Origin of the sequence: Acinetobacter sp. ASP199 (assembly GCF_022700675.1) — a bacterium.
In the GTDB taxonomy this organism is placed as follows: Bacteria; Pseudomonadota; Gammaproteobacteria; order Pseudomonadales; family Moraxellaceae; genus Acinetobacter.
The window spans coordinates 2,688,922-2,704,264 of the sequence record NZ_CP062182.1; the positions used below are offsets into that span (position 1 = coordinate 2,688,922).

At 42.1% G+C, this 15,343-nt stretch carries 18 protein-coding genes; 8 read left to right on the forward strand and 10 right to left on the reverse strand.

Annotation, left to right across the window (positions count from 1 at the left end; genetic code table 11):
* Nucleotides 1–235: 235 nt before the first annotated feature.
* Nucleotides 236–445 (reverse strand): DUF1737 domain-containing protein, encoded by a 210-nt coding sequence (locus IHE35_RS12905; RefSeq protein ID WP_242787958.1) that lies wholly within the window; start codon nt 443–445, stop codon nt 236–238.
* A gap of 256 nt (nt 446–701) precedes the next feature.
* Between IHE35_RS12905 and IHE35_RS12910 the strand changes: the two genes are divergently transcribed.
* Together IHE35_RS12910 and IHE35_RS12915 are read left to right on the forward strand one after the other, a co-directional pair.
* Nucleotides 702–2,000, forward strand: a complete 1,299-nt coding sequence (locus IHE35_RS12910) for an AarF/ABC1/UbiB kinase family protein (RefSeq protein WP_242787959.1) — start codon at nt 702–704, stop codon at nt 1,998–2,000.
* Nucleotides 2,001–2,118: 118 nt separating this feature from the next.
* A complete protein-coding gene (locus IHE35_RS12915) occupies nt 2,119–2,370 on the forward strand; it encodes a type B 50S ribosomal protein L31 (protein ID WP_242787960.1) in 252 nt (83 codons plus the stop codon).
* Nucleotides 2,371–2,431: 61 nt separating this feature from the next.
* Here IHE35_RS12915 and crcB read toward each other — a convergent pair whose 3' ends face one another.
* Complete coding sequence (gene crcB, locus IHE35_RS12920) at nt 2,432–2,812, reverse strand: fluoride efflux transporter CrcB (RefSeq protein ID WP_242787961.1); 381 nt, start codon at nt 2,810–2,812, stop codon at nt 2,432–2,434.
* A gap of 167 nt (nt 2,813–2,979) precedes the next feature.
* Here crcB and IHE35_RS12925 point away from each other — a divergent pair, with 167 nt between their 5' ends.
* A complete protein-coding gene (locus IHE35_RS12925) occupies nt 2,980–3,312 on the forward strand; it encodes a HopJ type III effector protein (protein WP_242787962.1) in 333 nt (110 codons plus the stop codon).
* Between the two features lie 77 nt (nt 3,313–3,389).
* Here the strand turns inward: IHE35_RS12925 and IHE35_RS12930 are convergent, their stop codons facing one another.
* Nucleotides 3,390–3,941, reverse strand: a complete 552-nt coding sequence (locus IHE35_RS12930; protein ID WP_242787964.1) for a hypothetical protein — start codon at nt 3,939–3,941, stop codon at nt 3,390–3,392.
* 195 nt (nt 3,942–4,136) lie between these two features.
* On the opposite strand from IHE35_RS12930, the gene IHE35_RS12935 reads away from it, so the two are divergent.
* Nucleotides 4,137–4,775 carry a class I SAM-dependent methyltransferase gene (locus tag IHE35_RS12935; protein WP_242787966.1) on the forward strand — a complete coding sequence of 213 codons (639 nt, stop codon included), beginning with the start codon at nt 4,137–4,139 and terminating at the stop codon, nt 4,773–4,775.
* A 2-nt stretch (nt 4,776–4,777) separates the two neighbouring features.
* Here the strand turns inward: IHE35_RS12935 and IHE35_RS12940 are convergent, their stop codons facing one another.
* Nucleotides 4,778–5,356, reverse strand: a complete 579-nt coding sequence (locus IHE35_RS12940) for a hypothetical protein (RefSeq protein ID WP_242787968.1) — start codon at nt 5,354–5,356, stop codon at nt 4,778–4,780.
* Nucleotides 5,357–5,367: 11 nt separating this feature from the next.
* Nucleotides 5,368–5,844, reverse strand: coding sequence for a Holliday junction resolvase-like protein (locus IHE35_RS12945; protein WP_099338161.1), 477 nt, complete (start codon nt 5,842–5,844; stop codon nt 5,368–5,370).
* 123 nt (nt 5,845–5,967) lie between these two features.
* Here IHE35_RS12945 and IHE35_RS12950 point away from each other — a divergent pair, with 123 nt between their 5' ends.
* From IHE35_RS12950 to IHE35_RS12965, 4 genes are all read left to right on the forward strand, one after another.
* On the forward strand, nt 5,968–6,612 hold the full coding sequence (locus tag IHE35_RS12950; protein ID WP_242787970.1) for a ParA family protein: 645 nt from the start codon (nt 5,968–5,970) through the stop codon (nt 6,610–6,612).
* Nucleotides 6,613–6,738: 126 nt separating this feature from the next.
* Entirely contained in the window at nt 6,739–7,872 is a 1,134-nt protein-coding gene (locus tag IHE35_RS12955; RefSeq protein WP_242790017.1) for an AI-2E family transporter, read from the forward strand.
* A 128-nt stretch (nt 7,873–8,000) separates the two neighbouring features.
* On the forward strand, nt 8,001–8,564 hold the full coding sequence (sodC, locus tag IHE35_RS12960) for a superoxide dismutase [Cu-Zn] SodC (RefSeq protein ID WP_242787972.1): 564 nt from the start codon (nt 8,001–8,003) through the stop codon (nt 8,562–8,564).
* A gap of 213 nt (nt 8,565–8,777) precedes the next feature.
* On the forward strand, nt 8,778–9,074 hold the full coding sequence (locus IHE35_RS12965; protein WP_071319828.1) for a DUF3817 domain-containing protein: 297 nt from the start codon (nt 8,778–8,780) through the stop codon (nt 9,072–9,074).
* Nucleotides 9,075–9,282: 208 nt separating this feature from the next.
* On the opposite strand, the gene IHE35_RS12970 is transcribed toward IHE35_RS12965, so the two are convergent.
* From IHE35_RS12970 to IHE35_RS12990, 5 genes are all read right to left on the reverse strand, one after another.
* Nucleotides 9,283–10,512 (reverse strand): MFS transporter, encoded by a 1,230-nt coding sequence (locus IHE35_RS12970; protein ID WP_242787973.1) that lies wholly within the window; start codon nt 10,510–10,512, stop codon nt 9,283–9,285.
* Between the two features lie 98 nt (nt 10,513–10,610).
* Nucleotides 10,611–11,498, reverse strand: a complete 888-nt coding sequence (locus IHE35_RS12975) for a pirin family protein (RefSeq protein ID WP_242787974.1) — start codon at nt 11,496–11,498, stop codon at nt 10,611–10,613.
* Nucleotides 11,499–11,586: 88 nt separating this feature from the next.
* The gene (locus IHE35_RS12980) at nt 11,587–13,047 is read right to left on the reverse strand and encodes an AbiH family protein (protein ID WP_242787975.1); all 1,461 of its coding nucleotides are present in this window, start codon (nt 13,045–13,047) and stop codon (nt 11,587–11,589) included.
* Nucleotides 13,048–13,127: 80 nt separating this feature from the next.
* The gene (locus IHE35_RS12985) at nt 13,128–13,505 is read right to left on the reverse strand and encodes a hypothetical protein (protein ID WP_242787976.1); all 378 of its coding nucleotides are present in this window, start codon (nt 13,503–13,505) and stop codon (nt 13,128–13,130) included.
* 142 nt (nt 13,506–13,647) lie between these two features.
* Entirely contained in the window at nt 13,648–15,057 is a 1,410-nt protein-coding gene (locus tag IHE35_RS12990; RefSeq protein WP_242787977.1) for an FAD-binding oxidoreductase, read from the reverse strand.
* Between the last annotated feature and the right edge of the window lie 286 nt (nt 15,058–15,343).

Below are 15,343 nucleotides of genomic sequence, written 5' to 3' on the forward strand. Positions count from 1 at the left end.
CAATCCCATATTAAATTAGCTATCAGGCGACATGGAGGTCGCCGTTGATCAGTCATCTTGCACCACGCCAATGCTTACAACGTCCTCAGGATATAGCATCCAATCAATGAACGGGCTTTTACCTTGCGTTCTCAAAATATATTTTGAGTACCTCATGCCTCATCAATAGTAACGACCGTCTATACATGGAGATAAAAATACGAATGTAAAATTGAAGCCGTGATAATTCACAACTTTAATTCGTTTCTAAAGCGGCTTTTAAACCTTGTGGAATCTCAGATTCATCTGCGACTTCTTTGATCACAACCTGCCCTACAATCACTTCCGTACCATTAAAAGTCATGGTAGGTGAACCATACAGTTCATAGCCTTCATTTAATGCCTTGGTCACACGGGCACAAAAATGCACATCATCCTTGCCGGTAAAATAACGATAAATTTTCATCGAATAGTCTTAGCTTAAATTATGCTGATTATTCTAATCCCATAAACAAGTAAAAAATCAAAATGAATACTCAACCTGATTAATCTAAATGATGAAATCAAAGCTGTATTGGCACAATTTTTGGAAGATTATTGAAGAAATTGTGAAGCATGAAATTGACCTGGCAACACAACCTCTACAATTAGTTGTAGGCATTTACGCCTTTGTCGCCTATGATCAAAGGCAGCATTAAAAAGATGATTTTGAGGAATTCCGCATGGCAAAAACGGCTAGCACACCCGGTCGTCGCTTTATGAAACTTGCCGGTATGACAGCAAGTATCGCCAGCAAAACATTATCAAATTCTATTAAAAATTTAACTGCCGACGAAGAGCAGAAAAATGCAGCGCGCAGCAAACTTTTTCAGGATATTGGCTTACAGATTGCCGACACCCTTGGGGAAATGAAAGGTGCGGTGATGAAAGTTGGCCAGATCGCGTCTCAATACAAAGATATTTTCCCGCCTGAAGTCGCACGTGCCATTTCCAAGCTGCAACGTCAGGCGCCAGCCATGCCATTTAACGTGATTAAAGCACAGGTTGAACAAGAGCTTGGCAAACCGCTAGAACAGATTTTCCAGGATTTTGAACCTAAACCTTTTGCTGCTGCCTCGATTGGTCAGGTGCATAAAGCAACCTTGCCGAATGGTCAGCAAGTGGTAGTAAAGGTGCAATATCCGGGTGTGGAAGAAGCCTGTGAAAGCGACCTGAAACAGGTCCGTCTGGCGCTACGTCTGATGGGAGTATTAAAAGTTGACCGTAAACTGCAAGATCAGCTGTTTAAGGAAATTCAACACAGTCTGGACGATGAGCTGAACTATGAAATCGAAGCGCAAAATTTAGAGGTCGCTCGTGCTTTCCACGAAACACTGGACAGCAAGATTGTGATTCCCCAAGTCTATCCGGATTATTCGTCACGGCATATTCTGACCTTAAGTCTGGAACATGGCGAAAGCATTGAAACTGCCAGTACCTGGCCGGTAGAAATCCGCAATGATCTGGGCCGTCGCCTGTTCCGTGCCATTGGGCAGGAAATTTTCTATCTGCGTCGTTTTCACTGTGACCCGCATCCGGGTAATTTCGCCTTCCGTGAAGATGGTACGGTCATCATTTACGATTTTGGTGGTGTAAAAACTTTATCTTCTGAAGTGATTGGTCATTTTAGAGAATTGGTGCATGCCGCCCGAGAACAGAATATTCCAATGATTGAGCAGCAGTTAGACTCGCTTAAATCGCTGACAGAACTGGGGAAATTCCCTCAGGAACTGTATGAACAGTGGCTGGAAGTACTGTTACGTCCACTGAATGGCTATTATGATTTTGAGAAAAACTCGGCGCACCATGACGGTGTAGAGCTGATCAAACCATCCTTAAAGTATTGGGATGTATTCAAACCTTCTCCAGATACGTTGATGGTAAACCGGACCATTTCCGGACAATACTGGAACCTGATTCACCTGAAAGTCAAAGATGACCTCAGCGACGTCTTTGAAGAGCTGGTACCAAAACGTACCTAAGCTGGAATAAGAATAATGTCCGGTTACACATCATTACCAGACCTATATTGAAAATAATATTGTTATATTATAACATAACAATTAATCTCATCATTATTATTCAAGCACGGTGAAAAACATGCGTCCAGATATCCATCCAGAGTATCGTGAAGTGTTATTTCATGACACCAATGCCGATGTTTATTTTGTTATTGGCAGCACCATGAATTCAAGCCAGACCCGTGAATATGAAGGCAAGACTTACCCTTATGTCACTCTGGATATTTCAAGTGCGTCTCATCCCTTCTATACCGGTGAACAGCGTCAAACCAGTAATGAAGGCCGCGTAGCAAGCTTCAACAAACGTTTTGCACGTTTTAAACGCGGCTAAAGCTGAAACGTCTCTTTTCAATCCTCTATTGTCAGGAAATCTCCCTAGTTTCCTGACTTTTTTATGCCTGCGCTAAAGCCAGCTGAGTCAGGTAGAAACCGATCCCCAGCATCAGCACACCGACAATCACACTGGATACAACATAGCTCAGCGCAATGGTTGCTGCCCCCTGTTTAAGCAGCTGAAAAGTTTCCAGACCAAAACTGGAAAAGGTGGTAAAGCCACCCAGGATCCCAACCATGAATAACAGCCGTGCTTCATTCTGTAAAAAGCTATATTTCTGGCTAAAGGCAAAGAAAATTCCGGCACAGAGGCAACCGATGATATTGATCCACCAGGTCGGCCAGGGAAATAGCATTTGCGGCTTGAAAATCAGCATACCTGTTGCATAACGCAGTGTTGCCCCGATTGCACCGCCCATTGCCACCAAAAGCCAGTTCATGTCCTCTCCATTATCCTTTAATCCTGAATCCATCACTAGCCTTGATACTAGGCGAGAATAATGAATAACATCATGCACCTAAAATTGCACAATGAACATGGATCTTTGCCAAAAAATTGGTATATTCGACGCCATTCATATTTATTTAAGTTCTAGAGGGAAACCCCATGGCTCAGGAATTACTGGCCCAATTGGCTGCTGGCGAAGCAAAATTTTCTGATGTCATCGCATTCATTGATGCACGCTATCAGCACACACCAACAGCTTTTAAAAATGGTCAACAAGCCAATGCAGCCACTGAAAATCAGGGCAGTGCCAAAGTATTCTCTTTTGCAAAACTGAATGGTCTGGATCAGGCACAAACCTTAAGTCTGTTTGCTGAACACTATGCCGCAGTACTGGCAACGCCTGAAGCGACCGATCACCAGAATATCCGCCAGTTCATGATCAATGGCTGGGATGGCATTCAGTTTGAAGGTGAAGCACTAGCTGCTAAATAAATGCTGAATCAAGCCATAAAAAACCGCTCTTTGAGCGGTTTTCTTTTTTAAAATAAATGATTAAGGAACTGCTACAACTAGCTACGCTGTACCTTTTCAATCCATTGAATCGAGTCGACACGAAACACTTCACAGGCGCCATCACCTGTATCGGTCGGCGTTAACGATGAGGTCCACACCAGATCTTTATCTCGCACTTCAACCAGCTCGCCTTTCAAGCGGACCAGATCACCACGTTTGACCTGTTTAATGGCTTTGGCAATCTGCGGATTGGCAGGAATGATATGCATATTGGATACCATCTGCATGGCTTGTGCTTTAGGCACTGGAATACGATCCATTTTCCAGTTCAGGTAGCGGTCATACTGATTGACCCTGATATGACGGGCAATTTCCGGTTCAGCAAACAGTCCCCAACTTACGGCATAATCAATCGGGGAAAACTTGGCTTGCGGATCATTATTATAAATTTTTGAACCCAAAATCCGGAAATCACCTTTAAATGGCTGCAATACCGAAATTGACTGGCCTTTTGCCACGGGTGGCAAGCCTTTGGCAATATTATGTTCTATAGATGCCTGGGACAGCACCGGTAACATCAGGCCCAAACACAGGGCAATATGCTTCATGCTTTTCAACCTCATCTTGCTTTTATTCCAACCATCTCAATTTATCTGTTTACCGATTATCTTAGCGCGAACTTATGAAGGAAATAGTTGAAATTGGTAACAATGTGCTATGAATGAGTGCTACTAAAAATTATATTTAGCGGGACTTTTTCGGTTAAGCTAAGCGCAATCCAGCAATAAATTGAACTTAAAATCATGCTGTATAAATTTTATCAAAAACACATTTTTCCACACCTGCTGAATCAGGTCATGCAAACTGCATCACTCATGGATCTGCGCCGTGAACTCCTGCTTGGGGTTTCGGGTGAAGTTCTAGAAATCGGCTTCGGTAGTGGGCTGAACCTACCCTTCTATCAAGGCGTCCATACCGTCTATGCTTTAGAACCTAGTCCCGAAATTTTTAAATTAGGCCAGGAACGGATTCAGACGGCGCCTTTTGTGGTTGAGCACATTCTTGCCAGTGCTGAAGCATTACCTTTTGATAGTGATGAGCTGGAAAATGTGGTGTCGACCTGGACTCTCTGCAGCATTCCCGATCTGCATCAAAGCCTGAAAGAAATTTACCGGGTATTGATTCCGGGTGGAACTTTGCATGTAGTCGAACATGTACTGAACCGCCAGAATCTGAACGTGCAGCGTTTACAGCATTTATTGACCCCGATTCAGAAAAAAGTCGCGGATGGCTGTCATCTTGATCGGGATATTGAAACTGCTTTACTTGAAGCCGGTTTTGAACTGGATGAAGTGAAATATGTCGATGCCGCGGGTATTCCTAGTATTGGACAGCGGATGTTGCTGGCTCGGGCACGCAAGCCTGTTTCAGGCATTGAATAAAATCAATCGACCTGAACAGCATTCACTTTAAGCAACTGGCATTGGGCGCGATGTTTCGACCCGATCCCTGCCTGAAAATCTTGGCCTGTAGTACCCGAATGTACAGTGACAATGTCACCCTGAAGATGAACCTGCTGTCCTGATTTCAGACGGCGAATCTGATTGGCGATATTTTCATTGGCGGCAATCAGGCTGAAATGCTGCACATGGGCTTTAATTGCTTCCTGCTGCGCTGTATTGGTCATACCTTCAATCTGGAAACAGCGTTTCGGCTTATCAAGCTGCAGTTCGGCCTGCATAGTGGGCAAAGGCTGAGTCGCAAGCAAGATATCAATATTGCTGACATAGGCCAGATCATTAAAACTGCCCACAAAGGGACTAGCCTGATGCAAGACCCGTCGGTTCGGTTTAATAAAGGATTTCTCCAGCACTGTATACCTTGCTGAAACAGGCTGCACCGCTTCTACCTTGAAATTCTTAAGTACGCCACTTTCTTCTAGATGCGGGATGGCGCGAAAATACTCTGACCAGACCCAGATCCCAAGCGCGAATAGTGCTGCTGCGATCAGTAACTTATCCATATGATATTTTCCTAGTCTTCGAATTCTTCAAAATCGATGCGGATGGTTTCAAAGCGTACCCGTCCTTCCTGTATCGCCCGGGCAATTGCCTGTTGCCCTTTGGTCAGTCGAGCACCCCCACTCTTGATATCAATTAGTACTACTTCAATATCTTCGGCCAGACCATCGCCATCACGAAAGTCGGTATAACCATCAAAGACCACATAATCTACCGGATCGCCCAGGAACTTGGCATCGCTGGGTAAATACTGAAACTCAGGCATAATCGGTGCCAGCTGCTCAGCCATTTTCCCCTTAAGTACAGCCCGGCTGGTATTCACGCTACGCTTCTGGGCTGCGGTCAGGGCCTGTTGATGTTCCAGTTCCAGCTCGGCAATGTACTGCTCATATTCTGCCTTGATTCGGCCATTACGGCTCTGTCCCAGAATCAGCGTGGTCAGCACAATCCCGATACACGCTCCTATTAACATCGCCATCCATATGGACATTCAATCTTCCTTAATTTTCACTTAAGTTATGGGGAGATTCGACTGAAGTCGAGGTTTTCCACCCTCTGCCGTTCTGAAAAGAATGATATGCTAGCAGTGTACATAAATAAATCATCTCGACTCATGAAAACGATTTTAGTTGCAAATCAGAAAGGCGGTTGCGGCAAGACAATGACTGCCATCAATCTGGCATCGGCTCTGGCGCAAAAAGGCTACAAGGTTGCGCTTGCTGATGCCGATAACCAGAAATCTGCGCTGCAATGGCTCAAACATCGTCCCGAAGATGCCGCCCCGATCCAGAGTCTGGACTGGCGTAGTAGCAAATCTATTGGCGATGTGCCTAAGAAAATCGAATACCTGATTATCGATGCGCCGGGTGCCTTAAATGGTGAGCATGCCGAGCAACTGGTCAGTGAAGCACATGCCATCATCATTCCTTTACAGCCTTCGTTTTTTGATATCGACTCGACCCGCCGCTTTCTGAAACATCTTCAGGAGATCAAGCGGATTCGTAAAGGTAAAGTCCAGATTCTGCTCCTGGCAAATCGTAACAGGCCGAATGCAGCGTCTAATCAGGAAATTCAGCAGTTCTTTGACCGGATTGAACAGCAGCCGGTGGCCTGGATTTCTGAACGTGCACCGTATGGACGTCTGGCAATGGAAGGCCTGTCAATTTTCGATAAACCACAAAAAATGTACCGGGAAATGCAGGCGCAATGGCAACCTGTATTAAATGCCATTATTGATGATCCAACCCAGTGGTTCTAAACTGATAGCGCACAATATCTTTCTTTGTAAGAAAAGAATCCGTATAACTTTGTTAGTGTGCGTTTGCGCTCGGCTTTTTTTCAGTTAATATGCCTGACAGACCTAAGGAATGAGTCATTGAATTCAGTGCAACAATACGCGCCTACATTACAAAAAGTTTTATTGTTTGGATTATTTTTTATCCTGCTTTATTTGAGTTTTAATGTACTCAAATACTTTATTGTACCTGTAGTTTGGGCAGCCATTATTGCCTATATGACCTGGCCGCTGTATCAATCTATCAAACGTTCTGTGGGTTCTAGACCGAACCTGAGTGCAATTATCATGATGGTTATGGTGACGCTGGTGGTCGGTATTCCACTGACATTTGCCATCTTCCTGCTGCAACATGAAGGTCGTAGCCTGTATTACGAATTACAGAAACAGGTCTTTTCTGGTCATCTGAATGTTCCTAACTTTATTCGTGATCTGCCCCTTGTCGGTAAGGAAATTTCCCGTACCTTACGTGAGATCAATAACGACCCGAACAGCATTGTCCAGAATATTTCAATCTGGATTCAGGGACATCTCAATTACGGTAAAGTGCTATTTAATGAAATCAGCAAAAACCTGATTAAATTAGGTTTTGCAATGCTGTCTCTATTCTTCTTCTACCGTGATGGCGAAATCATTCTGAAACAGGTCAGCAAAGCCTTAGAAAAAGTGATTGGTCCACGTGTGCATCACTATCTGGATACCATTTCTGATACCACGCGTGCCGTAGTCTATGGTGTTGGCCTGACTGCAATTGCACAGGCCCTACTTGCAGGCGTAAGTTACTTTGTCGCGGGTGTGCCGAACCCGATGGTCCTGACCATCATCACCTTTATTTTTGCCCTGATTCCCTTTGGCCCACCTATGGCGTATGGCGCCGTATCCCTCTGGCTATTTTCACAAGGTCAAACCATTGAAGCGATTGGCGTGATGGCATGGGGCATCTGTATCGTCAGCACTGCTGATAATGTGATTCGTCCATTGGTGATTTCCGGCGCAACCCAGATTCCATTCCTGCTGATCATGTTTGGTGTACTTGGCGGTATTGCCAGCTTCGGCCTGATTGGCGTATTTATCGGTCCGGTGATTCTGGCTGTACTACTGGCAATCTGGCGTGAATGGCTGCATGAAAATGGTCAGCATGAACCGCTGATGATGCCGAAAGCCACAATGGCCTACGATCTCGAAGAAGAGAAGAAAGATCCGCCGCCAACATCACCACTCTAAATGGTGTTGGCAGCGTCTACACAGAATTACAAAGCTAAAACATTTAAGTGCTTAATCCATATAGAATTGCCAAAAATTGTCTGTTTCAATGAGGACACAAAATCAAAATAAGTATGGGATGCTATATCATGTCTTCATTGTTTAAGTCGTCAATATTCAAGTTATCTGCGCTGGGTATGATCAGTGCTGCCCTGTTCACTGGTTGTGCTACCTCGTCTACCCAACCAAATATGGACAATATGAAAGCGGTTACGATCAATGCCGTATCTCCGCAAGGTGTGGGGCAGTCAATTGGTATGGTTTACCTGGCTGATAGTCCGGCGGGTCTGGTGATTCGTACCAATTTAAGCAGCTTGCCTGCGGGTGAACGTGGTTTCCATATCCATGAAAATGGTTCATGTTCCCCTGCTGAAAAAGACGGTAAAATGGGTGCTGCACTGGCTGCGGGCGGTCACCTGAATACCAATCAGGCACCGAATCACGGTACGCCAATGACGGGTCACCTCGGTGACTTGCCAGCGCTGAAAGTAGCAGCGGATGGGACTGCGAAAGTGACTGTGGTTGCACCACGTTTAAAACTGGCTGATGTTCAAGGCCGTGCCATCATGGTTCATGCCGGTGGCGACAACTATTCTGATTCACCTAAACCACTTGGCGGTGGCGGTGACCGTATTGCCTGTGGCGTGATCTAAGTTATCCACGACAGTGAAGCACCTTCCCGGAGGTGCTTTTTTATATCTTATAAATCATACAGATCATTTTACCAATATAAAAATATAGCTAAAACCAACCATACAACTCTGAATTATTTATTTTAAATACAATTACTTATAGTTATAAAGCCTATTTATTCTGATACTTATATCGGCTACACTCGTAGAGTTTCCAAATATTCTGACTTGCTTATGAACATCAAAACCCTACGCCTTATTGGCCTGATTGAAGGTATTTCTTTCCTGCTGTTGTTATTTATTGCCATGCCGGTGAAGTACATGATGGACAATCCTGTTTTGGTGAAATATGTCGGCATGGGGCATGGCGTGTTATTTATTCTTTTTCTGGTAGTGCTGTTTGCGGTATGTGAAAAACAGAAATGGTCACTCAGTATGTTTATTATGGGCCTGATCGCTTCAATTCTGCCATTTGGGCCATTTATCTTTGATATGAAATTAAAAAAGCTGGAGCAGCCAGCTGAGGCCTGATTTTTGGATTCTAATCATTATTAGATCTACAAAGGAAATCCACTCTCCTTGAGCGAGATTTAAAGCACTGCTTTAAAGCGAAGTGCAAGTAAGAGCTAGAGAGAGGGTACTTAATTAAAATACCTCACCCTAACCCTCTCCTAAAAGAGAGGGAACTCGAATATTGAATATGTGATTTCAACAATTTATAAATTTCATCAATAAGGACTCAAAACTCCCCTCTTTCCTTTCTTTCTGCCATCAGTGTTTTTAAACAAGTCCTTGGAATACCAAACCACAGTGCAATGAGCAAGGCACAAGAAATACTATAGCCCCAAATATCATAGGCTTCATAAATCACCCGCACCAGTTCAATCACAGCAAAGAAACTCAGCATCATCAGTACAGATAATGCAGCTGCTACAGTGCCCTTAGATACTTCAGAAGACATCAAAGCAAAACGGTAAATCACCGAGAAACTCAAGCCTTCGCCGAAACTGATCAGCGTCATGCCAAGAATCAGGCAATGCACAAAATATTTTGGAATAAACAGCCCCGCGACAATGACCAATGTCCCGACAAACATCATCGGTACGGCACGCATGATGGTGTGACCTAATGGCATTTTATCGATGATTTTCAGCAAGACCAGATTACCTGCAATCAGCCCACCCAAAACTGGAATCTGTGCTAAACCATACTGCATACTGGTCAGACCCAAATGCTCGACCAGCATCACTGGGGACAATGCAATCCACAGCATTAAAGGCATGCAGATGGTGGGCAATGACATGGTTAGCGTCACAAAGCGCTTATTTTTCAGGACTTCTTTGAAGTCATCCCAGACATAACTCAGTGGCTGTTTAACCCGACTGATTTGAGGATCAGGCATTTTAGCTTTAAGACCAAACCAGCTCAGAAAAGCCAGGAAGGCAATGCCGATAAAACCCCAATGCCAGGATACATGCTCAATCATAAAGGCACCGAGCACAGGCCCCAACAACGGTGCGAGTAAGGATACATTTGCCATGAGTGCCATGACTTTAATGGCATCACGTTCTTCAAAGGTTTCCTGAATTGCGGCATAGCCTACTGCACCAATCACGGACAGGCCAAAGCCTTGCAAAAAGCGCAGTGCAATAAAGCTTTCAATATTCGGCGTAAACAAAATTGCCAGACAAGTCAGAACAAAGAAAGCTACACCGCCGAGTAATACGGTTTTACGACCAAGTCGATCTGATAAAGGCCCAAGCACGGCCGCAATAAATGCCCCACCCAATAAATAGAAAGACATGGACGACGGCGCCCAGGTACTGCTCACACCAAAGTCTCTGGTAATGGCGAGCATAGCTGGTTGTACCAGGTCATTGCCGATATAGACGGAGAACTCAAACAGCACCAGCGCCAATGGGAACATAATGGTGGCACGATTGAGTTTTGTCGTTTGAATATTTTGCATAAGCTCAATATCAATCATCAAGGTGATGATTCATTTTTCTTTATCTTGATTTCAGGCGTGCAGTCTAACAGAGTTAAATTTCAAAATCTGTGTAGCGATTAGGGTACATGCATTTCACTGGTTGGATGACGAATAAAGTTTCCTGTCTTAATATCATCAAAAGCCTGTAAAATTTCATCATAGGTATTCATCACAAATGGTCCATGACCATTGAGAGGTTCATTCAGTGGCCGCGCACTTAAATATAAAAAAGCGCAATCTTGCTGTGCCGTCAGTCGTACACCTTCACCTAAATTCGACAACATCACCATATCATGATCAACACATACCTCATCCGAACCTGCTATCTGTAGCTGACCTGTACGGATATACAGTATTGTGGTTTCACCTGATTGTGCAGGTAAATCAATCGTCTGCCCGTGTTTGACATAGACATCATAGACTTGCATCGGCGAATGCACCTGTGCAGGTCCTTGTTGCCCTGCAAACTCCCCTGCAATCACACGTACAGAACCCGCATCATTTTCCAATGTAATTTTTGGAATCTGATCTGCGCTTAGATTTTGATATTTGGGTGGATTCATTTTGTCTTTGGCAGGTAAATTGACCCACAATTGCAGCATTTCAAATGCACCGCCTGTTTCTGAAAAGGCTTTGCTAAACACTTCTTTATGCATAATGCCTGATGCGGCTGTCATCCACTGCACATCGCCTGCGCCAATCATTCCGCCGCCACCACTTGAGTCACGATGTTCCAATTCACCCTTAAACATAATGGTCACAGTTTCAAAACCACGATGCGGATGTTCACTTACCCCTTTTTGGCGTAGTGATGGTTTTAAAACGCCCGGCCCTAAATGATCAAGCAATAAAAATGGTGAAATGGTATTCCCAAATTCATAATGGGAAAATACCGATAACACAGGTGAAAAATCACCCACAGCAGAACGTGTATCATTACGATGAATAAAAGCGAGTGTTTTCATTTTTTCTGCGTATTTGTTTTAGATATTAAAAGATTAGCCTAGCAAAATTTTTTATTCGATAGGCTAAACGAGTTTGTGTGTTGCAGATTTAGGATGCTTCTTTTTCTTGATCAACTTCTTCTTGAGCACCGAAATGAATCTCTGGGTTCTTTTCAAATTTAAGCCAGCCATTTTTCATCCATTGTTCAACCTTATCTTTATCTAAAATAGCTAATAAGTTATTAAGAAGTGAAAACTTGGCTGATTTATCAAAATAGTAAACAACTACTCGAATATTCCTATCTATTTCATCATTTAAACTAAATAAATCAATAATATATTCTTTATCAGAGTAATCAAGAGAATGCCCCCAAATAACTATATTTAGATCCAATAACCCTTTTTTGACCCATCTCTCTCTATTTTTTTGCTTACTATGAGCCGTATCATATTCTGTAGCTTCATGAGCTTTTAAAAGATATAAATTTTCTTCAACTTTCCTTTTGTATTCATCTAAAAATAAATAATCCGTATCCTTAAAAAGCTTTTGATGATATTTAGTGAAACCATATACTTTTAATTTTTTCAACGATTCATCTTCTAATTCTGAAACCCCCAAAACTATATTTTGCTCTTCACCATATGAACCGTGCAAATAGTCTATTGGGATGTTGTCATATAATCTTTGAAAAGTATTTGTATAATTAAAAGAATAGATTTTATCTGGAGATACCCAATCTTCGGATTGAATCAGGAATTTAGAAGTCGTTTGCAGATTACTAATAATTAATTTCAAATATAAATTAAATATTTCTATAAATTCTTCTAATTGACTGTGCAATTTATCTAAAAAAAGTAAAGGATTGAAACCATTAATAATTTTCCCACCATAACAATATTCAGGGTTAATATTTAATCTATCCGAATAACTTTTTGACATTGAAGTATCTGAGCCATATCCAGCTATCGGTCTCATTCGAGTAGTTTCATATCTTTCAGGTTTAACAAATTCAAAAAAGTTTAAAATATTTAAGTTCTTTTTACTTATTTTCAACTCTTCATCTTTTGAGTTCTCAAAATAATAATATATTTTACTATTATCATGAATATTCAATATATCAGAGCAGCATTGACTAGTAGAGAGAATAACTTCTTCGATCTTTTGCTCAAAATCAATCCACGTTTTTACTTCTTTTACGTGGTTCTTAAAATATTGATACCAAGGATTATTTTTTAATAGAAATTTGATTTCTATGATTTTTTCAAAGGATAACTTAATATTATCTGTCACGTAGATTTGCTTTGTTTTCGTAATAAAATCCCTATCTCGACACTGACTAAAAAGTTCATCAAAATTCATTTCATAAGTCTGAGGATTAATTGCTTTCTTCAGTTGTAAAAATTTAACAATAAGGTCACCTACGTTTTCGAAATGACTTGTCACTAAATCATTAAGAGGTTTACCTAACTCTTTATTTTCAATAGCCTCCATCACATCCATAAAATGATCATACTTAGTCGGCAAATAGTGCGACAAATCAAAACCATTACCAACAATTAAAATATTCATTTTTATAGAATCCCAAACAATAAAAAAGCGCATCAACAAGATACGCTTTTAACGAAGTTTTGTTTAAAGATCAAACATTATTATGGACAAGCTGCTTTCTGGAAAGTTTTGGTATTTGAACCGCGTACACATTGATAGAGCTTTTCAGTATTGTGCATTTTCCAGTTTTTCTCTTCTTTTCTGAAATGATAAATAATCTGAATCGATCTCACCGAATCATCCATCAAACCTGTTTCAGTCACTTTTACCTGTCCAACCGTCGGTGACTCAACACGATTAAAGAACTGACGTATCTCGACTGTTGCCAGTTCTTCACGCAGGTCAGGCCTCATTTTAAGCACCTGATCCAAAGGTGTATCTGAAGAAGACTGCACTTTTGCAATCACTTTCTGGGTGGTTGTACAACCTGATGTCATCACACCCAGACCTAAAATTGTAACCGCCAATAACCGTAACATATTGTTTAACCCAGATTATCTTTATTATGCAGAAATTATTATGCCGGGCTTTTCAGCTTAACGCTATTTAGACTCTGTAAGTCCAGTTACAGAGCAATAAAAAAAGCGCACCTTTCGATGCGCTTTTGTAAATCTATTCTGATTAAAGATCGAATAGTTTGCCTGGGTTCATGATGCCATTTGGATCGAACACTTTTTTCAAGGCTTTCATGTATTCGATTTCTTCAGCTGAACGGGTGTATTCAAGATAAGGTTTCTTGGTCATACCTACGCCATGTTCCGCAGAAATTGAACCGTCGTATTTTTTCACAGTATCAAATACGTACTTGTTCACGACTTGGCATTTCGCAAAGAATTCATCTTTGGTCAGGTCAGCCGGTTTCAGGATATTCAAGTGCAGGTTACCGTCACCAATATGACCGAACCAACAGATTTCAAAATCTGGATAGTTTTCAGACACAATTGCATCAATTTCTTTAATAAATGCAGGAACGTGTGTGATTAATACTGAAATGTCATTTTTGTATGGCGTAAATGGTGCGATTGACTCAGAAATGTCTTCACGTAAGCGCCATAAGCTTTCAACTTGGTCTAGGCTTTGGCTGAGTACGCCATCAAGTACCCAACCTTGTTCCATACAGTGCTCAAAGATTTCCATCGCCTTGTCCATAATTGGCTCAAATGGCGCTTCAAACTCAAGCAATACATAGAATGGGCATTCAGTTTCAAATGGACGTTGTACATGACCATTTGCCAACACTTTCTGCATTGCCACTTCACCGAAAAATTCGAATGCAGTTAAGTCAATTTTCGCTTGGAATGCATGTAGAACAGGCATCACGGCATCAAAGTCAGGTACACCTAAAACCATCACTTGAAGGTCTTGTGGTTGGCGTTCTAATTTAATTTCCGCTTCAGTCACAAGTCCTAGCGTACCTTCACCACCGATAAATAAGTGTTGAAGTGCATAACCTGTTGCGTTTTTGATCATGCCTTTGTTCAAGCGAAGGATGTCACCTTTACCTGTTACCACAGTCAGACCAAGTACCCAGTTACGCGTCATGCCATATTTGATGACTTTAATACCACCAGCATTGGTACCGATGTTACCGCCGATCTGCGATGAACCTGCAGATGCAAAGTCAACCGGGTAGTACATGCCTTGTTCTTCAGCATAGTTCTGAAGCTGTTCAGTCACCACACCTGCCTGCACGCGTACCATACGGTCAGCTGGGAAGAATTCCAGAATCTGGTTCATCTTGTCCATGCTGACTACGATCTCGCCATTCGCAGCCACTGCACCTGCAGAAAGACCGGTACGACCACCCGATGGTGTTACTGCGACATTGAACTGATTCGCAAGTTTTACAATGGTTTGCACTTGCTCAGTTGTCGAAGGAAAAACGATAACTGATGGGTTTGGATCAAAGTGTTTGGTATGATCACGACCCCAATTTTCGAGGCTGTCCGCATCAGTTTTAATACGGTTTTCACCCACAATTGCAGTCAATTGGGTCAATAACTCAGGGGTTAAAGCGACTGGAGCATTCATCGTTTGCAGACCTAGCATGAATTAAACAAGAGAGACATTGCTCGTTTGTTTGCACATTTTTTAGACATAAAAACACACATACAAAGCAAGCAATACATGCCGATTAAAACACCAAAATAGGCGTGGTTCAAAGCATGGCGCAATATTATAAGCTATTTTTCAGGGTTTCCTTGAAAAAATGATATTTTTGATAATACACCTTTGAAAATGATGATTTAATTCAACCAAAAATATCATTTTCACTACTATCACTTGCAAAAATAGCTGATATTCCTGTCATCAAGGA